A 25,894-nucleotide genomic window follows, 5' to 3' on the forward strand; every position below is an offset into this window, starting at 1 on the left:
AATGGATATGAATATTTCAAAAAACATAAACAGATTATTGTTGGGAGTATTATTGTTGGGATGTGCAAAAGCACATTCCCAACAAGACCCCCAGTACACGAACTACATGTACAACACCATCAACATCAACCCGGCTTATGCAGGTAGCAGAGGCGCGTTAAGCATCTTTGGCTTGCACCGCAGCCAATGGGTAGGATTAGAAGGCGCACCAACGACCAATTCGTTTTCCATAAACACCCCTATAGCCGAGAGTAAAGTAGGTTTGGGAGTAAGCTTTGTAAACGACAGGTTAGGAGTGACCGATGAAAACACGTTAAGTGTAGATTTCTCGTACACCTTAGATTTAAACAACCGCGGCAGCAAATTAAGCTTCGGTTTAAAAGGATCGGCCAATATGCTGAATGTAGCCTATTCCAGGCTGAACAAATACAACCCGAACGATCCGCAGATTCTTACAGACATCAACAACCAATTCACTCCAAACATAGGAGCAGGTGTTTATTGGCATAACGAGCAAACGTATGTAGGATTATCGGTACCCCATTTTTTAGAAACCACGCGCTACGACGACAACGTACAAAGCACGATGCAGCAAAAGATGCACTATTATTTAATGGGAGGTCACGTATTTGAGTTGAACCCAATGTTGAAATTCAAACCGGCATTTTTGTTAAAAGCAGTAGAAGGCGCACCATTACAAGCCGATATCACAGGGAACTTCTTAATCAACGAGAAGTTTACTTTAGGAGCCGCTTACCGCTGGGATGCCGCATGGAGTGCCTTGGCAGGCTTCCAAGTAACCGACGGATTATTCATAGGCTATAGCTACGACAGCGATATTAAAGCCTTGCGAAATTACAACAACGGCTCACACGAGATTTTTATGCGCTTTGAATTGTTTAACAAATACCGCCGCGTGAACTCGCCGCGTTTCTTCTAAAAATAAAGAAAAATGAAAAAAGGGATATACACAGCCGCTTTGTTCACGGCCTTTATGTTGGGGAACACGGGGGCACAAGCACAAGCGGGATTAAATACAGCCGATAAAGACTACAACCAATGGGCTTATGTAGATGCGATTGGCATTTACGAGAAAGTAGCCAACCGCGGTTATGCGGGGAAGGATGTACTAGAAAAGTTAGGCAACGCCTACTATTTCAATGCGCGCTATGGCGAAGCCCAAAAGCACTACGAACGCTTGTTCAAAGAATTTGGCAACGAAAACATAGGCAGCGAGTACTATTACCGCTACGCTCAAACCTTGCAACACGTGGGCAAAGAAAGCGAATCGAAGCGCTACTACGACCAGTTTGTAAGCAAAGCCGGCAGCCACACCCAGCGGTCAAAAATCCGCCAGAACGAAGCCGCGCTTAAAAAGCAGATACAAGCCAATTCAGGTCGCTACGACCAGATTAAGAATTTGGAGATCAACACGCCTTATTCCGATTACGGGAGCTATGTACACAACAACCAGTTGTACTTTACCAGCGCACGCGACACAGGCAGCTTGCACAAACGCGAACACACCTGGACAGGTGATGCCTTTACCAGCTTGTACAGCGTAGCCGAAACAGCAACAAAAGACGACAAAGTAACCCGATTAAAAGGCAAGGTAAAATCACCACTTAATGAATCAACAGCGGTGATTACCAAAGACGGCAACACGATGTATTTCACACGCAACAACTACATCAACCATACCCGTAAATACGATGCCGACAAAAACACGAAGCTTAAAATCTACCGTGCAGAAAACGTGGAGGGCAAATGGGAAAATGTAACGGAACTATCGTTCAATATGGATGGCTACAACACGGCACACCCCACCTTAAGCCAAGACGAAGCCACGATGTATTTTGCGAGCGACCGTCCGGGAGGCTTCGGCGGATCGGATTTGTGGCAGGTGGCGATTCATCCCTCAGGCGCTTTTGGCGGACCTGTAAACATGGGCGAAGGAATCAACACCGAAGGCAGAGAAACCTTTCCGTTTGTAACCGAAAGCGGGGAATTGTATTTTTCAAGCGACGGTAGAGTAGGACTAGGTGGGTTAGATGTATATGCCACGAAATTAGACAGAAACAGCAACCCCGGGGAAATCCACAACGTAGGAACACCAATCAACGGAAATGCAGATGATTTTGCGTATTATATCGACCCAAACACCAAACAAGGTTTCTTTTCAAGCAACCGTGAGGGTGGAAACGGCAACGACGATATTTACAGTTTCCATGAAACCAAACCGTTGCAACTAGAATGTATCCAAAAACTACTTTTAAAAGTAATAGACGGCAAAACCCACAACATTATCACTGATGCCAACGTAACGCTTTACAACAATTTGTACGGCGAATTAGAAAGCAGTAACCGCTACCAAAACGACGGTTATGTGTTCAACAACACGTTCAAATGTGGGGAAACCTACCGCTTAAAAGCGGAAAAAGAAGGCAATACGACCCAAGAAGACGTGGTGCTTTTGCCCAATGAAAGCGGTGTAACCGAGCACACCATTGTATTGGAACCGGCGAAAACCCCTGTAAAAGTAGGCGACGACTTGTTTAAAGTATTAAAACTGAATCCTATTTATTTTGATTTAGACAAATACAACATCCGTCCGGATGCAGCAGCAGAGTTGGCAAAAGTATTGGCGGTATTAGAAGAATATCCAACGATGAAAATCGACATTCGTTCGCATACCGACAGCCGTGCATCACACAAGTACAACGACAGATTGTCTGAGAACCGCGCAAAATCGACCAGAGAATGGTTGATTGACCAAGGCATCAGTTCGTCACGATTAACCTCGAAAGGCTATGGCGAACGCCAATTAGTCAACGAATGTGCCGACGGCGTGAAGTGTAGCGAAGAAGCACACCAAGCCAACCGTAGATCAGAGTTTATTATTGTGGAGATGTAGAACTCATAAGGAACTATTATTTATAAAAACAACCCCGTTATTTTAAAATAATGGGGTTGTTATTTTGTTAAAGGCAGGTTAAAACACATCTTTTATTTTAGAGCGGTTACGCACCGATACAGGAATTTCGGTTTGGTCTTGCATCACCAAAGAATTTATTTTCTTATCATACTTTTTTACAAAATCTAAATTAACTAAATACGATTGATGCGATCTGAAGAATTGATTTTCAGGGAGCAAGTTTTGGTAACTTTTTAAGGGTTTTGAGATAATTAAATTTCGGTTTTCGGTTAAATGAAAACGCGTATAACTACCATCTGCTTTGCAAAATATAATCTCATTAAAATCAAGATGATAAATATGTTCAGTAGTTTTTAGCGTGATTTTCTGAAATTCACGATTTAATTTCATTGCTTGGAATTGTTCGCTGGTAGTGGTAATTTCAGTTTTTAATCGGTCAATAGTTTGGTTTAAAACTTCTAAATCAATAGGTTTTAGTAAATAATCAAATGCACTATATTTAAAGGCTTTTATAGCATATTCACTATATGCTGTTACAAAAATGAGTTTAAATGTAATGTCTAGTAACTCATCTAATAATTCAAAAGCAGTGTGTTTTTTTAGTTGGATATCCAAAAATACCAAGTCAGGCTTTAATTCTTCAATAAGCTGTATCGCTTGATCTTTTGAACTGGCTTCACCTACAATTTCTATATCATTTCGTTCAGCTAGTAATATTTTTAAGCTATTTCGTATCAAGCTTTCGTCGTCTATTATTAATGTTTTTAGCATTATTTTTAAGATGGTGTTAAGTTGGGTATTTGAATAATCGCTATTGTTCCCGTTAGTTGTTCATTAACGATGTGGTCTTTAATGGTTAAAGTTAATGGTTTTTTTTGTTTGATGCTGAGTAAAGCTAATCGTTCATTGATAATTGTTGTAGCATAAGATTTCTTTTTTTGTTTTTCTTGATTAAATGTGCATGAAAAACCTACACCGTTGTCAATTACCTGACATTCAAGATAAGTTGTGAAATTTAAAAAATGAATGCTAATCTTTGGTGATGCATTATTCTCTAAACCATGCTCTATGGCGTTTTCTACCAATGGCTGAATAAGCATTGCCGGAATATAACATTCTGAAATGTTAATTGTTTTATCTACATTAAAATAAAAATTTAGTTGATGATCCATCCTCATTTTTTGTAGTTCAAGGTAATCGATTAAGCTTTGTATTTCGTCTTGTAGCAAAACAGTACTGCTTCGGGTTTGCTCAATATGATGGCGAAGCAATTTTGAAAACTTTACTAAATAATTTGAAGCTTTTAGGTGTTCTTTACTTAAAATATTGCTTTGTATAGCTGCTAATGCATTGAAGATAAAGTGCGGATTCATCTGTAGCCGAAGCACTTTACTGTTCATTTCCAATTCATAAATTTTAGCTCTTTTGTCTTGATTTACTTTCCATAAAATAAACACTACAATAGAAATGAGAAACAATAATACACTGATAAAAACAAGTAATCTATTACGGGCAATAACTTGTTGTTGACTTTGGCTGATGAGTTTTAGGCTCTCTATTTCTTTTTCTTTTTGGGCGGTATTGTATTCAATTTTTAACCGTTCAATTTCTTTTAGTTTGGTTTCGTCTAAAAGTTCTTGTGATAGTTGGTTTAGTTGCTCTTGGTATGTTAAAGCTTTTTCAAATTGTTGTTGGGCTTTATAAAGTGTTACCAACTGACTTAAAGCGCTTTGGGCTATTTTTTTGTGTTCACTTTGGGTTAAATGCACTAAAAATGATGCTGCTTTTGCGTGTTCGTCATTATTAATTAAAAGTTCTGCATAATTGTTCAGCAGGCTTTCTGTAATGTATTTATCAGGAAATTCTAATGCTTTTTCGTAATGTAATTTGGCTTTTTCTATTAATCGATGCTTAAAATAAGTTTGCCCAATATTATTCAACGATTTTACAATTCCTGTGGTATCCTTTATTTGGATATTAATGTTTTGTGCTTTTTCATGATAGTACAAGGCAGAATCTAATTTGCTTTGCGCATTGTATAAAATGCCCAAATTATTGTATACACTCGCGTTGTTTTGGGGCAAGTTCCTTTTTTCAAATAAAGTAGCTTCTCTTTTTAGGTAAGCAAGTGCATTTTCATAATCTTTTAAATAGTAATGTAATCTGGCATACGCATCGTAATAATGAGGTAGAAAAGAATAATCTGAACGTGTTATTTTGTCTTCTAAAGACTGAAACAATTGCATAGCTTCTACATATTTTCCTTTGGTTGTAAGGTAATTGGCGTACTGAAATCTAAAATTGGCAATATATTCTTTGTTATTTAATATTGTGGCTTTGGCAATTCCTTGTTGATAATAATATATCAAAGAATCTGAATTTTCTTGGATGTTTGCGTAAAATTCTACCAACTTTACGTATGTTTTAAGTAACTTTTCTTTATTTTTCTGATTAGAGTTTTGATGCTGTTTCTGAATTTTAACCAATTGATTTTTATAACCCAAAAAGTTGCCCGTTTGTAATAAGGAATCTGCTTTTGAAAAAGTGGTGTCTTGTGCAAATAGTAAACTAGGTGAAATCAGTATAAAAACAAGGTAGAAAAATGATTTCATAAAATATTTTGGTGTTGGTTTTGCATTTCAAAAGTAATAACTAATTGTGAATTGTTATATAGATAAATTAACTTTCCTGAAAATTTCACGAGCTATTTAGCTGTGTTTTAAATAAAAATTGGCAGCATCTTATGATAACTGCCATTTTATGTACTAAATGAAATTGTATTTTATTCTTTATAAAAACTTTCATGGGAATCGCTTAACAAACCCGATTGATAACTTGGATGTGCTTTCAAAATTGCTAGTATTTCGTCTTTAGGTTTGGTAAACGGATACACCTCTTGGTCTACTTTACTCATTAGCGGTCTCATTTCAGTATAGAAATATTTCATACTGCCTTCGCCACTTTCTTGTCTAATACCCTCAATAAAACAATTGGCAAATTCTTCTGTAATTTCGCCTACTTTAAACATAAGACTCTCGTTACTTGGTGTAAGGCTAACAGATACTTGGTTTTGAACCATGATGTACGGAGCATCTGTAATTCCTTTAATGTCAATGTGCGGACCATTTGTTCCCATAATGCCTACATATTTGCTTGCTGTAAGATTACCTCCTGTGGCAAACGACTGATCTTCTACTACAAATTTTTCTACCGAAACATTTCCTGTTACCAAGATAAGGTTATGCAAATGCATATCGCCATTCACAGTTAAATTGCCATCAATTACAATAGCCATAATTTCGTCGGCTTCATTAAAGGCATTTTGTTCCCACGTTTTCCAATCGTTTACAGTTACATCGCCCTTAATGTACAAAACGTCCTCGTCAATGTCTTCTAAAATCACGTCTATAGCCAAATCACTAAAGGCTTTTAAACATGATGCAAATTCTTCAATAGGTGCTACTTTACTGTTCATATCTTTTAATTTTTTAGGGGTTATATTTTTAGATTTTCCAAAACTCAATAGAAATTCAATAATTTGAATAATTCTGTTAAATACCATAAATAGGTTATTTTAATAAGTTAACTTGTTCTTTTTCAAATATATAAATATTTTGTCAGGTTTTTTTACCAAATACAAATTCAATAACAACGAATACTGTTTGGTGTACAAACAGATACTCGTAATTTGTAAATTGCCTTAGATTTAAAAACATTTAAAAAAAATTAAATTATGATTTTATCTATTATTGCACTTTTAGGGGGTATCATTGCTGCATCGCCAGTAATTATTGCTAAAAAACCAAATGCCAAAGAACTCATTGATAAAATTACACCTTACCAAGGTTGGATAGGTGTGTTACTTGCTGTTTTGGGACTAATAGGAATCATTCAAATGATTTTGCATCTTAGCGCATTTAGCTTGGTTTGGTTGATTGGTTTAGCATCATCTGTTGTGCAATTTGTGGTAGGATTTTTATTAGGCTATGGTTTGATTTCCCAATATCTTTTAAACAAAAATGAAACTGCGAAACAAAAAGGGCAACAATTAAGATTAAAACTTATGAAGTATCAAATTCCTACTGGATTTATTTTGATAGTTTTAGCTGTTTTATCTCTTGTACTTTAACTGATGCGATTAAGTATTGAGGATTTATGAATGATGACCTTTTGAATTTATGATTTGTGATTTTTGAATTATGAATTAATTCCGAAATCATCAATCCGCAATCATCAATCCTAAACCTTTAGTTTGTAAAAAATGAAAAACCTATTCTCTAAAATCGCCAATACGGCAAAGGACAGCAAAAAGGAATACGGCACGGAAAAAAAAGAATCCAAGACCGATACCAAGCGTTGTGAAACCTGTGGTGCAGCACGACCAAAAGATACCAATTTGGTGATTTGTGATTATTGCGGTACACCATTTATGAACATCGATGTAAATATAAAAGCGGATGAGTAATCCTGTGCAAAATACGAGCCCTAATACTGCCGAACAAGCGCTAATTACACGCTGGGAAAGCTTTGTGCAAAAAACCGAAACGCGCTTTCAGGAAAGTTTGCAACAAAGTACCGAAATGTTGGTGCAGCAATTACAAGAAACCGATTACGACTACAACACCACCTTTAGAACGTGGCAAGCCGTAAAGGATAAAATTTTCGCTCTCATAGACACCATAGGCACTACGTGGAAGCACAAAGTAGAACCTTTAATGAAAAAAGAAGGCGATGCTTGGGTAAATGTTCGTGATTCGGTATCAAGCATTGAAAACAGGTTGCACAATGAGCTCGAAGTCTATCATTTGAGCATACAGGGGCAACTGGCAGAACTAACTTATAATCATCTGTTGCCTTTGGTAGACAAGGACTATTTCTGCACGCAATGTGGTGCGCCCATTCGCATTAAAACAACCATTTTTCGGGCACAATACATCACCTGCAATGCTTGTAACACCACGAACACGATCGATTTGGAAACCAAGTTTGTATTCCTATTGCACAATTTAGATGACATTGCGGCCTATCGTTCTATCGATGCCTATAAAACGATGCAAAATGCACTTACAAAAATTCAAGATTGCAGACCACCTGCACCTGATGCGCTTTGGCAAGATTATGAAACGACCTACTATGCCTACCATCATCAAAAATTGGATGAAATAGCAAAGCTGAAAGAAATGACGACGGAAGAAATGGAGGCGAAAAAAGAAAAAATAAAAGCAGAATTAACCGAATATATAAACATTCAAAAACATAATAAATATGGAGAAAATTAACGGAATATCATTTGAAGATTGGGCAGCAGGTTGCGGACAGTTAACCCACGGAATGCCAGAAGAAGATGTCATAAAAACATTAGGTGTTGAACTTCCTGTGTGGCAAGATACGATGGAGAAATTCACCGAAAAATTGTCTGACCCAGATTTGATTATGAAATACACCGAAATTTTCAGCAACCCAAATGTGGGTCCGTTTGCCAATGCTGGCGGTGCTACGGGGGAAGAAGAATGGCGAAAAGTAATTCCAGACCACGGTGCGTTTATCCGTTTGCAACGCGAAATGGGTATTGCAACGCAAAATGGTGTGGATGCGGCTCAATTTTTAGAAGAAAAAGGCTTAAACGTTGGGCAATATTCGCAGGCGAGTATGGCATTTATGCAAATGCAAAACGAAATGGATTCTGAAGATGTCTATAAAGCTTACAAGGAAAATAGCTCTGATTTAGACCAAAAGGAATTGATGGAGAAATACTTTCCGGAGTACGACCAATACATCGCCTTGTTATTTGCACTTGATGTAGCAGAACACCAAGCAATGGAGCAAGACCGTTTTAAGCTGCAATCTACGGCACTTCACGCGCGTCGGGATAAATTAACAGAACTCGGCGTTGACCAAAACTTGTACAGCTATATGGTGGAGCATTACAATGCCTGGGAACAAGAACAATTGGAAAAGCAAGGCGAAGACGCTTTCAACACTTACCGTAACGGAATTATAGATAATGTTCGCGCTGGAAATGTTTCGGTACCAAATGTTATTGAACTAGAAAACAAGAAAGATAGCTTAACAGACGACATCGAATTTTAAGGAAAAAATCTATGGGCATTAAAGAAAAATTAAACAATCAATTTCGTTCGGTAGTACAGTGGGAAAAACCACATCCCAACGAGCTGTTTTATCGCTTTACGGAGCGTGGAGACGAATTGAAAAATGCATCCAAATTAATTTTGCAGCCTGGACAGGGCTGCATTTTTACGTATGAAGGTAAGATTGTAGATGTTTTTGAAGAAGAAGGGATGTACAACCTTGAAACAGGAAACAAACCATTTCTTACTTCCCTAAAAAAGATTTTATACAATTTTGAAAGTAATCACAAGGTAGGTCTTTGGTTTTTCCGTAAAGCCGATATGGTCAACATTCGTTGGGGAACACGTATTCCGATTACCTACAACGACCCGGTTTATGGCTTTCCAGTGAACTTGCGTGCATTCGGAAACTACTCGGTAAAAATCACCAAAACGCGTCAGTTTTTTGAGCAAATGGTGGGCGGACAGGAGTTTTACTGTGTTCATCATTTACAAGAAATCTTCTTGTCGAGAATTACACAGCCCATTTCTAATTTCTTGGCAAATGCAAAGTTTTCCTATGCCGAAATCGATAGTAATATCGAGCAGATTGCAAAAGATGCGCAAGAAAAGACAGTTGACATCTTCTCAGATTTAGGTTTTGAATTACTCGATTTTAGAATAGAAGGCACCTCGTTTGACGATGAAACCAACAAACGGATTGCCGGTATTAGCGATATGCAAGCCGATGTACAAGCTGCAAAACTAGCAGGCATTGATTTTGCTGAATTGCAAAAATTACGTGCAATGCGCGATGCTGCCAATAACGAAGGAACAGCAGGCGCCGGAATGGGATTGTTTGCCGGAATGGAAATGGGAAAAAGCATCAGTAATCCCCAACCAAACGCCACACCAGAAGCGCCAAAATCTGACTTAAAATCGAAATTAAAAGAACTCAAAGAACTCTTTGATGAAGGTTTAATTGATGAAGACGAGTTTAAAGCTGCGAAGGCGAAACTTTTATAGTTATGAGTTTTAAATTTTAAGTCACTTAAAACTCACAACTCAACACTTAAAACTTAAAAACATTTGGTTACAACAGAAGCGTATAAAAAAGAAGAACAGAACATGCTAAAGGTTTTTGATATTGCTATGGATGCCTTTAACCGTTTTCCGCCACAAGATTGGTCTGAAGAAGAGTTTAAACAAATCATTAGCGATTTGAAAAAAGACAAACTTCGGATTGAAACGATGGATAAAAAGTCTAGTTCTGTAGCTGGTTTAAAAAAATACACCATTCCAGCATTGTTTGCCTTTTTTAGAAGGTATGATGATGAAACAGTTCGTTATTTCTGGCAGCAAATAAAGGAACACCAGTTGCCGTATCAGTTATGAGTTTTCAATGTAAATATAATATGAAGCCATTGCTACTTGTCATTTTTGTATTCGGAATATTCATTTCCTGTGGGAATTCAAAAACTGCCATAAAAACAACGATGAACAAAAAAGAAAAGGACATTTCAACTCAATTTTCGGCAAAAGAGTTTACACAACTCAGAGCGTTTGTCTTAAAAAATGGAGATCGGATGTCTTTCCGAAATTTTGATAATGACAATCCACATTACAAATTGGATACTATTGATCTTTACTTGGGCACTTTCAAACAAAATTTGGAGCAAACCCAAAAAGAAAACGAATACACCGAACTCATCATTCGTGTAAAAGAGGAGAAAATAAACACCATAACCTTAAAGCTAGAAGACGATATGGTATTTCTTGTAGATGTGTATGATAATGGATTTGAAGAATTGGAAACCGTATTAAAAAATCATCTGAATAGTCTAAAAAACATCAATCAAAAATCATAAATAACAATGGTGGACCAAGACTTAAGAACAACCGTTACCAGCAAACAATTTGACCAAGCGATTGCTATGTTAAAAGAACATCCGGAATGTTTTTCAGAAATGAATAAATGGAACCAGAATTTCATTATCGCTGAATGTATGCGGCAAAAGGCATATACTGTGATTAACACGCTTATAGAGGAAGAATTGGTGATAACCGATGTGTTCGAGCTCGATACTTTTTCAGGAAGTTTTATAGAAACAGTGATGAGCAATCTCCCTTTCTATGCACAGCCTTTGACCATTTATAATTCTGCGCAACTTTCACAAGAAACACCAGATGCAGAAGCCTTAGCATTTTTAGAAAAATTTGTCGCCCAAATCGAAAATATCGACGAATGGATGGGACGAGAAACACTATTACTGTGGGCTTTAACAAAGCAGTTACCGCTTCCAGCAATCGAAATTTTAATTAACGCCGGATGCGATATCAATCAATATGATAACGTAGAAAACAGCTTACTCCATCTCAATTTGCCCGCAAAGTATGCCGAATTTCTACTGAATTCTGGTCTGGAAGTCGATATGAAAAATAAAGGAAATGTAACGCCGCTACAAAAAGCCATCGATAATGGAAATGTAGAGGTGGTGCGACTCTTACTCGACAATGGTGCGAATCCTCAGCATAAAGACAAAGATGGAAATTCACTGTTTTACGTCGCTCTATACGATAAACTCAACTTTGAAATTTATGATGTCTTGTGCGAATTCGATACGCCAAACTTTGAAGAGAAAAATCAATTTGGAAGAACTTTATTGTTTGATTTTGTGAACCGAATGGATGCCTATTCGAGCAAACAAGCGATAAGCTATCTTTCTAAAATACTCGAACAAGGAGCGGATATGCTGCAACCTTGTACCATCTACAACGAATCAAAATCACCATTGGATATTGCCATTACCAAACCACAATCTGTATTTGAAATCTTTTTTAATCAGTTACCAATAGATATCAACGATCAAGACGATAATGGCGATACCATTCTTCACAAACTATGTGGCGTCAACCTCAATTTTGAAGCGAATAAAGCCAAAGACCTTTACCGAAAAGTGAAATTAGTCTTAAAAAATGGAGCCGATAAAGCCATCAGAAACAACCAAGATCAATTGCCGCTAGACCTCGCGACAGACGATAACTTGAAGGAGAAAATTGTTATATTATTGATGAATTAGGATTGAGGATTGCGGATTGGTGAATGCGGATTGAGGAATAAATTATAAATTAATAAGATGAAAGAAGCACTTAAAAGGAGAACAAAATCATTTGCAATTCAAATTGTGAGAATGACTGATGGTCTACCTAATAAGCAAATTGGGTGGACAATTACCAATCAGATTGTGCGTTCAGGAACATCGGTAGCTGCAAATTATCGCGCAGTTTGTAGAGCTAAAAGCGATAAGGATTTTATTTCGAAAATGGAAACCGTTATTGAGGAAGCTGACGAAACTATATTTTGGTTAGAGTTGATTCTTGATTTGGCATTAATTCCTGCAGAAGAAATTGAACAGTTAATGAAAGAGGGAAATGAATTAATTTCAATTTTCGTTTCCTCTGTTAAAACGGTAAAAAAACGACTTAACAATTAAGAATTGCGGATTGATTATTGCGGAATGCGGAATGATGAATTCAGATTTCGTATTAAAATCAAAAAGTGAGCAATCAAAAATCATCAATCAGATGAATCATAAATCCGCAATCATAAATCATAAATCATAAAAAGTGAGCAATCAAAAATCATAAATTCAAAAAGAGCAACAAATCATAATTCAGCAATCAAAAATCATCAATCAGATGAATCATAAATCCGCAATCATAAATCATAAATCATAAAAAGTGAGCATATCATTTATTAAAGCCTGTGAAAATGGCAAACGAAAAATAGCAGAACTTCTTCTAGAGCAGGAAGTCACCGACGTAAACTACACCGACGAAAAGGGGCGAACAGCCTTGCACTACGCAGCGCATCGTGGGTATGTAGAAATTTGTGAACATCTTATCAGTAAAGGTGCAGATGTTGATTATGAAGACCAAAATGGAGAAACGCCCTTGTTTTTCGCTACACTTCAAAATCAATTGCGGATTATTGAATTACTGATTAAACACGGAGCAAATACTGAAATTACAGACTACCAAGGGAACACGCTTTTACATATCGCTGCGAGAAATGGACAAAAACCGATTTGTGACTACTTGTTGCAGCAAGATTTCGCTATAGAACGTGTAAATAATGAGGGGCAAACACCGCTGATGCTGTCTGTAATTTATAATAAAAAACCTGTGGTGGAATTACTGATTGCACACGATGCCGACCTTTCTGTCAACACGAAAAAAGGAAACAATTTACTGCATTTAGCGATGCAAAAAGCCAACCTGCCAATCATTAAATTATTGCTTGAAAATGGATTAGCTGTAGATGAAAGCGATGAAGCTGGAAACACGCCATTATTTAAGGCTTGTGCCGCGAATAATATTATGCTGATTAAGCTATTTCTTGAATATGGAGCAGATGTGTTTCAAACCAATCAGGAAGGGATTTCGCCTATTTTTTATGCCTGCGCTTATAACCAGAAGCAGTTGGTGAAGCTATTTATTGAAAAAGGAGTGGATGTCAATTTCCAGACACCATCGCAAGGCGCTGTAACACTAGGCAGCTACCTAGATTTTGTAGAAACAGCACAAAATTTATCTTCAGATAGTTTGTACAATTTAAGTAGCAGTTACACCGCAGGAGGTGAGAGTTTGCTGCATTTAGCAACAAAAAATGGGCATTTGTATATGGTTGATTTACTCCTAAACAATGGCGCCGATGTTAATATTCAAGACGAATCGGAAAACACAGCCTTACACTATGCCGCAGCTAGAGGAAAGAAGGATATTGTAGCCCTATTAATTGCGAATGGTGCAGATGTAAACCTCACCAATGCAAGAGAACAAAAAGCCTTGGATTATGCAAGTCACAGAGGTTTTAACGAAATTGCAGCACTGCTTTTAGGCGAAGATTCGAATAACGATGCCATGCCAAAACAGAATCCGTTGGCAAATAATAAAGTTACAGATCACACAGCTGAAGCAAAAGACGTCCGTACTAAATTAAAAGAACTCAAAGCCTTATTTGACGATGGCTTAATCGATGAAGAGGAATATAAAAGTGCGAAAAGAAAGTTACTTTAGTCGTAAGTGTTAAACTTTAAATTGAAATTAATCAGATAAAAACCAGAAATGAAGACAATCTTTTTCCTTTTTAGCACTCTGTTTATGAGTAATCTATTCGCACAAAACTTGAGCGACCAACTCTGGGATAATGTACGTGCTTGTAATAGTCTTTTAATCAATGAAGAAGGTGAAGCTGACTATGACGTGCTTATTGATGACGCAGAGAATGGTTATTTAAAAATTTCGGGTAGTTATCCAACCTGCGGCTGCTCCTGTGAATCGACAGTTGGCGCCTACAAAACTGACCAAGAAACCTATGTGTTTTTAAGCACGCAAACCTGGAACTGCAGTTGGAATGAGCAGTTCACCGCTACAAAGAATATGAACGATTTGTTTCCATTCGATTTTATACAGGATGGATTTTTCTCTCCTCAATTTACGGATTCTACCTCCAAAGCAAGCTTTCATTTACGTGTAGAAATTCCACAAAATGGTACAGATACAAAGGTGTTTGCCAAAGCAATTCCATTGGGCATTCAGACCGATAGCGAGTCTGTTTTCACCTTTAATTATTCTGAAGAAGATCGACTAGAAAACACAGACCAACTTCAACAAATACAATACTTAGCGCGCGAGTTAAATGACGCTTACAGCCTTTCCTGTATAGAAGAGGGAAGCTTTTCCTCCATCCCAGAGAAGCATCTACAGGTCATTCAAAGTTATGTTGGCGACGAAACAAAAGCCTTTACTTCTCTCCAACAGCTGCAAGCCACTTTACATCTGTTTAGTGAACGCTATGCACTACAAACTCAAGTCCAACATCAGTGGATTCTTTTGGGCTGGAATGCCTCTGAGGCATCATTTTATCTAAAAGAAAAAGGACCACAACCCAAACAATTCAGTTTTCTAGAATTTGTTCAACAAAGCCCAATTTGGATGGCAGTTTGCTAATACAGATGAACGAGATTTCCATACAATCGCTCAGTAAAAAAGAACAAGAGCACTATCATACACGATCACCTCAAACATTTGGTCCAGCACTGGCATTGGCCGTTGCTAATAAACTAAAAACGAAAGAGTTTTATAATTTTCATCGCGATTATTGTGGGCAAGGCCTCCGTTATGAAAACAATCGCTACATTCTCGCACTTTATTATGATGGTTATCCGAGAACAGATTTACAAAGTTGGAATGAAAAAGAATTTATACAATGGTTCAGCCAACAAAGTAACCAAAGCATGACTTTGCTTGGCGATCGGTTTGCCAACCAAAGTATCGATATGGTGAGAATACTTTGGTTTCTGCAAGATGATTATAATGCCAATCATAACAAATATGCAGCATTTACGCATATTGCACAGAGCATTATTCAGCAAGATCAACAAGTTTACAACATAGCTAATGAAAACGGAGAACCCTGGTTAAAACTGTTTTATTTAGACACTTCACAGCTCGAAATTTCAACAGAAAACCAACGCTTCACCGCTTTAGATTTCGCGTGCTTAAACGAATCCAGATATTTACCAAATAACGATGATGTGCCTGACGATGCCATCAACTTGCTACATAACAAATGGTATAACGTTGACTTTAACGATGCAAAAACATTGTTTTCTAATGCCTTGCAATTTGATTTAGCATACACCAGTTCCCGTTTAATGTCCGAGCAAGAAGCCCAGAAGCACGTAGAGAATTTATTAGTCGATTTTTCACCAGATAACACGTATGCTTATACAAATTATGACCGCAGTCCGTTTGACAGAAAGGGGTATTCTGGCGTTTGTTTATTTGATTGGGTGACCTTCGATTTAGGCATTGTATTTCTGAATAACAAACAGCTCTTGTTCGGCTATTTTCTTTCGGAAGATTAAAAGAAGGCAGAGTGTGGATTTATGATTGTGGAATGCGGAATAAATCATCATTCAAAAATCACAAATCATCAATTAGATAAATCATAAATTTGGATACAACACAAGCATACAAAGAAGAAGTAAAGCGGGTTAGTAAAGTATTTGATATTGCCATTGATTCCTATACCAAGCACCGGCCACAAAATTGGTCTGAAGAAGATTTTGACCAATTCATTAGCGATTTAAAAAAAGACAAACTTCGGATTAAAACGATGGCTAAAAAATATGATTCTTTAGCTGATTTAAATAAATACACCATTCCACCATTGTTTGCCTATTTTAAAACGTATGATGATGAAACAAGTCGCTATTTCTGGCAGAAAATAAAGGAAGAACAGTTGCCGTGTAAGTTGTGAATTCGGAGTATTATAAACCTTTTCAATAAATTAGCATTCATCGATTAGAGAAATTTATCTTAAAAATAAAAAAACACTCCAATAATGAAGTGTCTTTCTATTATCTAAAAGCTATCAACTATAAACTGAAAACTAATTAATCATTCAATTTTAAAACAGCCATAAATGCCGATTGCGGTATTTCTACGTTACCCACTTGGCGCATACGTTTTTTACCTGCTTTTTGTTTTTCTAACAATTTTCGCTTACGAGAAATATCACCACCATAACATTTTGCGGTAACGTCTTTTCGCAACGCTTTAATGGTTTCACGTGCAATAATTTTTGCACCGATTGCAGCCTGAATAGGAATGTCGAACTGTTGACGAGGGATTAATTCGCGTAACTTTTCGCACATTTTTTTCCCGATATGATACGCATTGTCTTCGTGAATTAAGGCTGAAAGCGCATCCACATTTTGTGCATTCAACAATACATCCAAACGCACTAATTTAGAAGAGCGCATACCAATTGGATGGTAATCAAACGAAGCATATCCTTTTGAAACCGTTTTTAATCGATCGTAAAAATCAAATACAATTTCTGCCAAAGGCATATCAAAATTCAATTCAACACGACTTTCAGTTAAATAGGTTTGGTTGGTTATTAATCCGCGTTTTTCAATACACAAACTCATTACTTGTCCCACAAAATCAGATTTGGTGATGATTGTGGCTTTAATAAAAGGCTCTTCAACTCGGTCTAGTTTCGATGGTTCTGGTAAATCAGAGGGGTTATTTACTACAAACGGTGTATCAGGTTCTTTTTTGGTGTATGCAAAATACGAAACATTGGGAACGGTTGTAATCACCGTCATGTTGAACTCACGTTCTAAACGTTCCTGGATAATTTCCATGTGCAACATTCCCAAGAATCCACAACGGAACCCAAAACCTAAAGCCGCCGAACTTTCTGCCTGAAAAACCAACGAAGCATCATTTAATTGCAATTTTTCCATCGAAGCACGCAAATCTTCGTAATCTTCTGTATCAACAGGATAAATTCCAGCAAAAACCATCGGTTTCACGTCTTCAAAACCAGTAATCATATTTTTGGTAGGATTTACCGCATCAGTAATGGTGTCTCCTACTTTTACTTCTTTTGCTTCTTTAATTCCCGAAATCAAATAACCAACATCGCCCGCAGAAATTTTTTGTTTAGGCACTTGGTTTAATTTCAACGTACCCACTTCATCGGCATAATATTCATTGCCCGTAGCCATGAATTTGATTTTTTGATTCTTTTTAATTTCTCCATTCAAAACACGGAAAATAACTTCAATTCCACGGAACGGATTGTAATGTGAATCAAAAATCAACGCTTGTAAAGGTTCATCTGGATTTCCTTTTGGCGCCGGAATTTTCTCGATAATAGCTGCCAAAATATTTTCGACACCAAAACCAGTTTTACCCGATGCATGAATAATATCTTCTAATTTACAACCCAATAAATCAATAATATCATCACTTACTTCTTCAGGGTTTGCAGATGGTAAATCAACTTTATTCAACACAGGAATAATCTCTAAATCGTTCTCTAATGCCAAATAAAGATTTGAAATAGTCTGTGCCTGAATACTTTGCGCTGCATCAACAATCAACAATGCACCTTCGCAGGCAGCAATTGATCGAGAAACCTCGTATGAAAAATCTACGTGTCCCGGAGTATCAATCAAATTCAAGATATAATCCTCGCCTTTGTATTTATATTCCATTTGAATGGCATGACTTTTAATGGTAATTCCACGTTCTCTTTCAAGGTCCATATTATCAAGCAATTGCGCTTTTTCTTCACGAGCCGTCACGGTTTGAGTGGCACCTAACAAGCGGTCTGCCAAGGTACTTTTACCGTGGTCAATATGGGCGATAATACAAAAGTTTCTAATATTTTTCATTGGTGTAAAATGTCTAAAAATAATTTTTCTTTGGGCGTGCCGTTCGTCGTTCCTCCTTCGTCGGGCTATATGCTTCAAGTCCTCATTCTTGCGGGCTTTCCGCTTCTATCCCTCACGCAGCTTCCAAAGGCTATAATGTGCAAATATAGTTTATTTTTTTGGTACATTTTTACGGTTTCATTTTTTAATAAAACAATTTTTAATATGAAAAATTAATAAAAAAGCGTATGTTTATTTCATTACTAATCAATAAATTAACCTTGTTATGAAATTTAAAGCAACTTTTTTTATGATATTGCTGTTTTCACTTACAGAAAATGCAAACTCGCAAGCAGTAGAGTAAAATGTATTCGCCGAAACGGATTATTCCTTTCAAGACGCATCTGGTTTGCCATCGAATCTATTGAATATGTCTATGCCTGAAAAAATCAAAACTACAGGCTCTGAATATGTAAACGAATCGTTCAGTGAAGCAACTGTTAACAATGGCTCTCAATTTTTTGATTTAAGATATAATAATTATACCGGCTATTTTGAATATAAAAAATCTGCAATAGAAACAATTATTATAGCAAAGGAAAAAAATAAAGAAATACAGTTTAAAGATGGTAGAAAATATGTTTTGAAGAATATTGTAGAAAAAAAAGAACAAAAACCAACCTATTTGCTGGCTGTAGGCAATTCTAGCAGTGCTTTAAAATTATTTAAACAAGAAATTGTAACCTATATTGCTTATCAAGAAGCTTTAAATAGTTATCAAGAACAAAAATTACCAGAATATAAATTGCAAAAACCTTTGTATTTTATAGAACATGAAAATACTATAACTGCTGATCAGAAGAGTAAAGACATAGAAAAAATGTTTCCTGCTCATGCCAAAGAAATCAAAAAATTTATTAAACAAAAAAACATCGATTTTAATTCTGATGATCTAATTTTGGTTCAAAATTATTTGAATTCGATTCTTTAAAAGAAGCATAATAGTAGGAAAAAAAATAGAATGGTGAAATTACCTTTCAGATGAGATAAATTAGAAAAGGCTTGGATATTAAAAACCAAGCCTTTTCTAATTCAAATGATATTATAGCTACTTCTTAATGAATTTATGTGTAGTAGTGTGTTTATCCGTTTTAATAACCAAAATGTATGTGCCTGTGGTTAAATCAGCAACATTTATCTGCTGGTCAATTAGACTAGAATTTTGGTGAGAAACCGTTTTAATGAATCTTCCGTTTAAATCAAAAATATTAAATGTAACGGTTCCGGTATCTTTCGTAGAAAAGCCAACATTTAAAACACTTGTAGTAGGATTAGGATAGATTTTTAAATCGTTTAAAGCCAATTCTTCAGTGCTTAAATTTGGATCCCACAAAGTGAACTTTTTAGAAACAGTATAGAAAATGTTTCCAACTGCTTCAATTTTTATACGCGCCTCATACGTGCTGGTTAAATTGGTTGGTATCGTAACTGTTGCAGACCCGTTATTTGGTACGTTGGAAGCAATAGGTGTAAACGTTAATCCTGCATCTGTTGACACTAAAATGTTTACATTAGCTGTATTTATATTATTTGCAGTGGTACCTGCCACATTCCAAGTAATTGTTTTGGTAGAACCCATAAACCATACAGGTTCGGTAGTGTTTGGGTTGTTGTTTGGTGCTGTTATTACAAATGGTCCGGTATTGGCAACCGTGATTGTTGCAGGTTGGGTGTAAACCACTCGTGCACCGTTTGCATTGTTATCGCGAACGGTTGCCACGAAATTGTATGTTCTTGCTACCATTGATAAACGTTCCCATGTATTGCTTACCACACCGTTTGAATTGGTAGTACCAGCTAAAACAGTTTCTAAATTAGGAAACGAACGGTAATTATTCGCAGTAGGCGCTACAGACCTAAATGCGGGACCGGTGGTAGTGGTTGCAACAGGTGGTTGAGAAGCTATTTGTGTGTTAACTTGTTCAAACGCATAGCTTAAAGCATCGCCGTCGGCATCGGTAGCTGTTACACTCAATATAAAAGGTGTTCCATAAGGAATGGTTTTGGGGGTTAATGCCGTTACAACCGGCGCTACATTTGCAACAGTGATTTGTTGCGCACAAGTAGCAGAAAGTAAAAAAGTTTGCATTTCGCGAATACTTACATAATGATAATAAGCATCAACGTTGCTTTGCATGTCGGGTGGGCAAATACCTGCATACGACATAATGGTGCTTCCGCTCCCTGTTTCTACGGCTGTAGAGTTGTTTCTGTTAAATTGGCAAGAATTATTAAAGGTATGGTTTGCACCAAATTGATGTCCCATTTCATGGGCAACATAATCTACATCATAGGCATCGCCCACTGGTGCGGAAGATCCTGTGATTCCGGATGCTTTGCTCCATGAACTACAAACCGAACCTAGTGCTGCCAATCCACCTTGACCTGTACTAAAAGTGTGTCCTATATCGTAATTTGATGAACCAATTACATTATCTATAACCGTTTGGCTTTCATCAATTAAAAAATCGGCATCATTATTTGTGAAATTATCAGATGTGATAAAAATAATATCTTTATTGTTAGCAATAAGATTTAGGTGAACGTTAAGCTCTCTCTCAAAAATTTGATTTAAACGGGTTAATGTAACATTCATGGCTGCCAACACGATGTTTTTCTTTTGATCTACCGTTGTGTTAGGTGTGCCAGAAGGAGCATTGTTAATGTGAAAAGCAGCATATTCTATCGTGCATGCCAAAGCCAATCGGTAGGTTCTTCGTTTGTTATCTAAGCTGAAAGATTGAATAGGATTTTCTAACGAAGTAATGGCATCATCAAAATGATCTCCGGTCACCAAGCATGAAAAATTGCTTTTTGGTAATTCTAAGTTGTTTCTTTGATAAGCAATAACGTTGTTTAAATCGTTGGTATAATTATCAATATAAAAAACAGATCCATCGGTTTTCATTCCCATACCATGTAATCCAAATATGTCCGAAATACTAATACTGATACTATTTCCGGGGTTTTTTATATCAACTGCTTTTAAACTTCGAATGTTTTTCACGGTTGATGCCAATTCTGATTCCATTGCTGGATTGTCGTAAACCCAATAATTAGAAAAATTCCCATTGCCGTCGGGAAATGCCAATACTAAAGGAGAAGGTTCATTAGACAAGGATGGCGCATCTTTCACGCGTTCCAACAAATTTTTTACATCCACTTGATAAATTTCAAAAGTATGTGGAATGTGTTTTCTCACAAATTTTTCTTTTTCCGAAAATTTGCGCTCTGAAGCATTCGAAAATGCATTAAACTGGGCAAATAGGTTTGCGGTACATAAAAGCACCACGAAACAAATCATTTTGTTGTAAAATTTCATGCGGTAGAAATATAATCTTTTCAAAAGTAATAACTTTATCTGTAGCAAACATATTCGAGGCTGTTCAATTTTCAAAATTATTAACCTACATTAAGAACCATAATTCGCTACTTTATGTATTTTATTAATAACTTTGAAGAAAAATTCGATAAAATGAATGTTTTTCATTCGGCACAATCTTTTAAATCTTCCCAAAAAACCATTGTAACGCTTGGTACTTTTGATGGTATGCACATTGGGCATCAGGCTATTTTGAACAAATTAAAATTGCAAAAAAAAGCAAATGGTTACCAAACTTTGGTGCTTACATTTTTTCCACATCCGCGAATGGTTTTAAAAACAGATCATCAAATATCGTTGTTGAATACCATTGAGGAACGCATCAAACTGATTGATCATTTTGGAATTGATTATTTGGTGGTACAAGAATTTACCCAAGATTTTGCCAATTTATCTGCCGAAGAATTTGTAAAAACCATTTTGGTAGATCAGTTTAATATCGGGAAGATCATAATTGGATACGACCACCGTTTTGGAAAAAACCGTTCTGCCAATATTCACGATTTAATAGAATTTGGAAAAAAATACCATTTTGATGTGGAACAAATTTCTGCCGAAGAATTAAACGATGTTTCTATAAGTTCCACTAAAATTCGCAATGCACTAAAAGTGGGCGATGTTGCTTTGGCAAAAAACTATTTGGGCTATCCGTATATGCTTTCGGGCAAAGTGGTTTCGGGCAAACAGTTGGGAAGAACCATTGGATATCCCACCGCTAATATACACATTGCTGAAGATTACAAACTCATTCCTGCAATTGGCGTTTATGTGGTGGGCGTTACGGTTAAAGGCAAAGAGTATTACGGAATGTTGAGCATAGGCACAAACCCAACGGTTGGAGGAACCGAAAAAACGGTAGAAGTGTATATTTTTGATTTTAATGATATGATTTATGAAGAGGAAATAACCGTACGTTTTTTAACTAAAATTCGAGAAGAAATCCATTTTTCTTCGGTGGATGTATTGATAGAAGCATTAAAAAGTGACGAGATTTTTTCTAGAAACTTCCTTTCAACAATGGAATAATTATGTGGAAAAAAGCATTTCAAAAAATAGATAACTCATCGCTGGTAGTTTTCCGGATTTTTTTCGGAATCATTTTTCTTGCCGAAGCGGTTGGTGCATTAGCATTAAAATGGGTTGATCGAAATTTTGTTGATACTACTACCAATTTTACCTTCATAGGGTTTGAATGGCTGCTGTATCTTCAAAACGAAACCATGTATGTAGTTTTTGGTTTAATGGCAGTGGCCTCAGTAGGAGTGATGTTGGGCTATAAATACCGATTTTCTGTTATTGCGTTAACGGTTTTATGGAGTTTGTCTTATTTCGGACAAAAGACATCGTACAACAACCATTACTATTTAATGTGGCTTATTGGACTGATCATGTGTTTTTTACCTGCAAACGCCAATGCTTCTATCGATGCGAAACAAAATCCGTCGATAAAAAAGAACTACATGCCGCAATGGGTTCGATTGGTTTTTATCATCCAAGTAAGTTGTGTGTATTTCTATGCCACCATTGCTAAGTTTTACCCAGATTGGTTAGATGGAACGGTAACGCGCAATATGTTTTCTGGAATGAACAATGTGCCCGAAATCGTGCAAATTTTATTCAAAAAAACCGAATTTCAGCTTTTTATCGCCTATATGGGAATTGCTTTTGACGGATTAATTGTTCCGGCGCTGTTGTGGAAACGTACCCGTTGGTTTGCAATTATTGCTTCGTTAATTTTTCATATATTTAATTCAATTACCTTGCAAATTGGCGTGTTTCCGTACTTTGCATTGAGCTTTTGTGTGTTCTTTTTTCCACCTCATCAAATTCGGAATTTCTTTTTTAGAAAAAGACCAAAAGAAGACTACAACGAAGAAACAACTGCGAATTACAGTACTATTTTTAAATACTTTTTTGTTCCGTATTTAATCATTCAGATTTTATTGCCCATTCGACACTGGTTTTTTAAAGACGATGTATTGTGGACCGAAGAAGCACATCGATTAAGCTGGCGCATGATGTTAAGATCGCGAACAGGAGAAACATACTTTAAAGTGATCGATAAAAATACCAATGAACGCTTAGCATTTAGCAACACAGAATTATTGAACCAAAAACAGCGTTCGCGTTTAAATGCACCCGATGTGATCTGGCAAATGGCACAGAAAATTAAAGAGCATTTTAAAGAACAAGGAAAAGATGTGGCCGTGTATGCCGAACGAAGCAATGTAAGTATCAATATGCACCCAAGTAGCCGATTGATTGATCCTACTGTTGATTTAACAACCGTAAAATGGAGCCATTTTAAACATCATGACTGGATTTTGGAACGAAAACTTTCGAAAGATCCTCCTTCGAAAAGGCACGCAGTTCAAAACCTGAAGCGGTTAAAACACCAAAAGTAAAGTACTGAATCCAATCGCCTAAATTGATGTATAAGGCATTTGCATTGTTTTTCAAGGGAAGTGTCATGGGTAAATGGCGGTGACCAAAAACAAAGTAATCAGCAAATTGTTCGTTCACCTTTTTGTTGGCGTATAAAATGAGCCATTCGTTATCTTCGCCTAAATATTTAGCATCGTCATCGCCTGAAATCAGTTTGTTTTTCACCGATAGATATTCCGCCAAACGCACACCAATATCAGGATGCAACCAACGAAACAACCATTTTGAAAACCGGTTGGTAAACACTTTTTTCATGCGTTTGTAACCTTTATCACCCGGACCCAAACCATCGCCATGACCAATAAAAAGGGTTTTGTTGAATATTTTAAACACTTTAGGTTCATGAAAAACAGGAATATCCAATTCTTCCTCAAAATAATCCTCCATCCATAAATCATGATTTCCTACAAAAAAATAAATAGGCAAACCGCTGTCGCGCATCTGTGCCAATTTTCCTAAAATACGTACAAATCCTTTGGGAACTACCTTTTTATATTCAAACCAAAAATCGAACAAATCGCCCACGATAAACAATGCACCTGCATCTTTCTCGATAGCATTTAACCACTTTAAAAACAAGGCTTCGCGCGGAAGACTTTTTTCACGAGTAGGCGCTCCGAAATGATGATCAGACGTAAAATAAACTTTTTTATCTTTAGGAATTTCGAGTGTAATCATGTTTACGAATTGTCAGAAGCAAACCATTCGGCATACGAACTTTCGGTTTCTTGTAAACGCAAAGAGAACAACTTAATATTTTCGGGCAAACGGTTTTTGATACGTTCGGCAAAATCAATTACTAAATTTTCGCTAGTGGGCTGGTAATCAACCAAAATCACATGATGACCGCGTTGTTCCAATTCTTTAGCCAATTCAACATGCGGCGTGTTTTGATTAAAAACCGTTGCATGATCAAACTGATCTACCACTTCTTCTTTAACAATGGTTTTTAAATCAGTAAAATCGATCACCATTCCGTATTTCACATGATTTTTATCGGTAATAGGTTGCCCAATAACGGTAACCGACAGTTTGTAGCTGTGTCCGTGAACATTTCTGCATTTCCCGTCGTAACCATAAAGTGCATGACCGGTTTCAAAAGTAAATTGTTTGGTGATTCTGATAAAACTCATGATGCGAAAATTTTTAGCAAAATTAGTGATTTAAAATTTAATAGCTGATACAGCTTGGCTAAAAACCACAGATGCACAGATTATCACAGAATTAATTGAAGTATGCATTATGAGAAACTGAATCGAGTGCAACTTGGCGAAACCTATCATTCCGAAGAAGTATGAACCTCAAATGGAAGATTCTTCACTTCCTACAAAGCTTCTAGATTGTAACCACTTAAACAGGTGGTGAATTTTTCGAAACATTTTTTATTCTAAAAAAAAATGTTTTATATTTGGATAAAATAATGGAGTTTTTTTCTCAATTATGTTTTTTAAAAGTTAATAATTAAAAGTCTGTGAATTTTTTTTGCAGACTTTTTTTGGAAATTAAAGAAATCATACTATATTTACAGTATAATTTTTTTCATAAATTTATAAATTTAAAATTAATAAGTTAAAGCCTGCTTTTTTTTGCAGGCTTTTTTTTGAAAATTAAGAAATATATCTACATTTGGTATAATAAAATTTTGTCATAAGAATTTTGTTATTAATTAATTGAATAAGAGGCTGTCCAAAAAGGATAGCCTCTTTGTTATACTACTAACTTTTCAACATCATCACTAAAGTTAATTTCTTGCTTTTTTTGAAAT

General features: G+C 36.4%; 25 protein-coding genes. 18 read left to right on the top strand and 7 right to left on the bottom strand.

Features of this window, described 5'->3' with window-relative positions; genetic code table 11:
* Nucleotides 1-7: 7 nt before the first annotated feature.
* Together MG290_RS09830 and MG290_RS09835 are read left to right on the top strand one after the other, a co-directional pair.
* Entirely contained in the window at nt 8-940 is a 933-nt protein-coding gene (locus tag MG290_RS09830; RefSeq protein WP_257500267.1) for a PorP/SprF family type IX secretion system membrane protein, read from the top strand.
* Between the two features lie 12 nt (nt 941-952).
* Nucleotides 953-2,914: an OmpA family protein gene (locus tag MG290_RS09835; protein ID WP_264561136.1), complete on the top strand. Its 1,962-nt coding sequence runs from the start codon at nt 953-955 to the stop codon at nt 2,912-2,914.
* Between the two features lie 78 nt (nt 2,915-2,992).
* Here the strand turns inward: MG290_RS09835 and MG290_RS09840 are convergent, their stop codons facing one another.
* The 3 genes from MG290_RS09840 to MG290_RS09850 form a co-directional block, all read right to left on the bottom strand.
* Nucleotides 2,993-3,706, bottom strand: a complete 714-nt coding sequence (locus MG290_RS09840) for a LytR/AlgR family response regulator transcription factor (protein ID WP_264561137.1) — start codon at nt 3,704-3,706, stop codon at nt 2,993-2,995.
* 5 nt (nt 3,707-3,711) lie between these two features.
* Nucleotides 3,712-5,547 carry a tetratricopeptide repeat-containing sensor histidine kinase gene (locus MG290_RS09845; protein WP_264561138.1) on the bottom strand — a complete coding sequence of 612 codons (1,836 nt, stop codon included), beginning with the start codon at nt 5,545-5,547 and terminating at the stop codon, nt 3,712-3,714.
* A gap of 170 nt (nt 5,548-5,717) precedes the next feature.
* The gene (locus MG290_RS09850; protein ID WP_264561139.1) at nt 5,718-6,497 is read right to left on the bottom strand and encodes a hypothetical protein; all 780 of its coding nucleotides are present in this window, start codon (nt 6,495-6,497) and stop codon (nt 5,718-5,720) included.
* 171 nt (nt 6,498-6,668) lie between these two features.
* Here MG290_RS09850 and MG290_RS09855 point away from each other — a divergent pair, with 171 nt between their 5' ends.
* From MG290_RS09855 to MG290_RS09915, 13 genes are all read left to right on the top strand, one after another.
* Complete coding sequence (locus tag MG290_RS09855; RefSeq protein ID WP_264561140.1) at nt 6,669-7,064, top strand: hypothetical protein; 396 nt, start codon at nt 6,669-6,671, stop codon at nt 7,062-7,064.
* Between the two features lie 132 nt (nt 7,065-7,196).
* A complete protein-coding gene (locus MG290_RS09860; protein WP_264561141.1) occupies nt 7,197-7,400 on the top strand; it encodes a hypothetical protein in 204 nt (67 codons plus the stop codon).
* On the top strand, nt 7,393-8,214 hold the full coding sequence (locus MG290_RS09865; protein WP_264561142.1) for a hypothetical protein: 822 nt from the start codon (nt 7,393-7,395) through the stop codon (nt 8,212-8,214). The genes MG290_RS09860 and MG290_RS09865 overlap by 8 nt, the downstream gene beginning before the upstream one ends.
* Entirely contained in the window at nt 8,201-9,025 is an 825-nt protein-coding gene (locus MG290_RS09870; protein WP_264561143.1) for a DUF6620 family protein, read from the top strand. Before MG290_RS09865 ends, MG290_RS09870 begins: the two co-directional genes overlap by 14 nt.
* Before the next feature lie 11 nt (nt 9,026-9,036).
* Nucleotides 9,037-10,029 carry an SPFH domain-containing protein gene (locus MG290_RS09875; protein ID WP_264561144.1) on the top strand — a complete coding sequence of 331 codons (993 nt, stop codon included), beginning with the start codon at nt 9,037-9,039 and terminating at the stop codon, nt 10,027-10,029.
* Nucleotides 10,030-10,092: 63 nt separating this feature from the next.
* A complete protein-coding gene (locus tag MG290_RS09880) occupies nt 10,093-10,398 on the top strand; it encodes a hypothetical protein (RefSeq protein WP_264561145.1) in 306 nt (101 codons plus the stop codon).
* 101 nt (nt 10,399-10,499) lie between these two features.
* Nucleotides 10,500-10,871: a hypothetical protein gene (locus MG290_RS09885; protein ID WP_264561146.1), complete on the top strand. Its 372-nt coding sequence runs from the start codon at nt 10,500-10,502 to the stop codon at nt 10,869-10,871.
* Nucleotides 10,872-10,877: 6 nt separating this feature from the next.
* Nucleotides 10,878-12,083 carry an ankyrin repeat domain-containing protein gene (locus MG290_RS09890; RefSeq protein WP_264561147.1) on the top strand — a complete coding sequence of 402 codons (1,206 nt, stop codon included), beginning with the start codon at nt 10,878-10,880 and terminating at the stop codon, nt 12,081-12,083.
* Between the two features lie 57 nt (nt 12,084-12,140).
* Nucleotides 12,141-12,497, top strand: coding sequence for a four helix bundle protein (locus MG290_RS09895; RefSeq protein ID WP_264561148.1), 357 nt, complete (start codon nt 12,141-12,143; stop codon nt 12,495-12,497).
* 247 nt (nt 12,498-12,744) lie between these two features.
* On the top strand, nt 12,745-14,082 hold the full coding sequence (locus MG290_RS09900) for an ankyrin repeat domain-containing protein (RefSeq protein WP_264561149.1): 1,338 nt from the start codon (nt 12,745-12,747) through the stop codon (nt 14,080-14,082).
* Between the two features lie 48 nt (nt 14,083-14,130).
* Nucleotides 14,131-15,015, top strand: a complete 885-nt coding sequence (locus MG290_RS09905) for a hypothetical protein (protein WP_264561150.1) — start codon at nt 14,131-14,133, stop codon at nt 15,013-15,015.
* A gap of 5 nt (nt 15,016-15,020) precedes the next feature.
* A complete protein-coding gene (locus MG290_RS09910) occupies nt 15,021-15,935 on the top strand; it encodes a hypothetical protein (protein ID WP_264561151.1) in 915 nt (304 codons plus the stop codon).
* An 89-nt stretch (nt 15,936-16,024) separates the two neighbouring features.
* The gene (locus tag MG290_RS09915) at nt 16,025-16,330 is read left to right on the top strand and encodes a hypothetical protein (RefSeq protein WP_264561152.1); all 306 of its coding nucleotides are present in this window, start codon (nt 16,025-16,027) and stop codon (nt 16,328-16,330) included.
* A gap of 136 nt (nt 16,331-16,466) precedes the next feature.
* Here MG290_RS09915 and lepA read toward each other — a convergent pair whose 3' ends face one another.
* On the bottom strand, nt 16,467-18,263 hold the full coding sequence (lepA, locus tag MG290_RS09920; RefSeq protein WP_264561153.1) for a translation elongation factor 4: 1,797 nt from the start codon (nt 18,261-18,263) through the stop codon (nt 16,467-16,469).
* A gap of 415 nt (nt 18,264-18,678) precedes the next feature.
* On the opposite strand from lepA, the gene MG290_RS09925 reads away from it, so the two are divergent.
* Nucleotides 18,679-19,233 carry a hypothetical protein gene (locus MG290_RS09925; protein WP_264561154.1) on the top strand — a complete coding sequence of 185 codons (555 nt, stop codon included), beginning with the start codon at nt 18,679-18,681 and terminating at the stop codon, nt 19,231-19,233.
* 117 nt (nt 19,234-19,350) lie between these two features.
* On the opposite strand, the gene MG290_RS09930 is transcribed toward MG290_RS09925, so the two are convergent.
* Nucleotides 19,351-21,648, bottom strand: a complete 2,298-nt coding sequence (locus tag MG290_RS09930) for a zinc-dependent metalloprotease (RefSeq protein WP_264561155.1) — start codon at nt 21,646-21,648, stop codon at nt 19,351-19,353.
* Nucleotides 21,649-21,738: 90 nt separating this feature from the next.
* Here MG290_RS09930 and MG290_RS09935 point away from each other — a divergent pair, with 90 nt between their 5' ends.
* Both MG290_RS09935 and MG290_RS09940 read left to right on the top strand, forming a co-directional pair.
* Nucleotides 21,739-22,710 (top strand): bifunctional riboflavin kinase/FAD synthetase, encoded by a 972-nt coding sequence (locus tag MG290_RS09935; RefSeq protein ID WP_319800341.1) that lies wholly within the window; start codon nt 21,739-21,741, stop codon nt 22,708-22,710.
* Between the two features lie 2 nt (nt 22,711-22,712).
* Nucleotides 22,713-24,089 (top strand): HTTM domain-containing protein, encoded by a 1,377-nt coding sequence (locus tag MG290_RS09940; protein WP_264561156.1) that lies wholly within the window; start codon nt 22,713-22,715, stop codon nt 24,087-24,089.
* Here MG290_RS09940 and MG290_RS09945 read toward each other — a convergent pair.
* Nucleotides 23,989-24,807: a UDP-2,3-diacylglucosamine diphosphatase gene (locus tag MG290_RS09945; RefSeq protein WP_264561157.1), complete on the bottom strand. Its 819-nt coding sequence runs from the start codon at nt 24,805-24,807 to the stop codon at nt 23,989-23,991. The genes MG290_RS09940 and MG290_RS09945 overlap by 101 nt on opposite strands.
* A gap of 2 nt (nt 24,808-24,809) precedes the next feature.
* Nucleotides 24,810-25,262 carry a 6-pyruvoyl trahydropterin synthase family protein gene (locus MG290_RS09950; protein WP_264561158.1) on the bottom strand — a complete coding sequence of 151 codons (453 nt, stop codon included), beginning with the start codon at nt 25,260-25,262 and terminating at the stop codon, nt 24,810-24,812.
* Nucleotides 25,263-25,894 lie beyond the last annotated feature (632 nt).

The sequence above is a fragment of the Flavobacterium sp. CBA20B-1 genome (assembly GCF_028473145.1).
Classification (GTDB): domain Bacteria; phylum Bacteroidota; class Bacteroidia; order Flavobacteriales; family Flavobacteriaceae; genus Flavobacterium.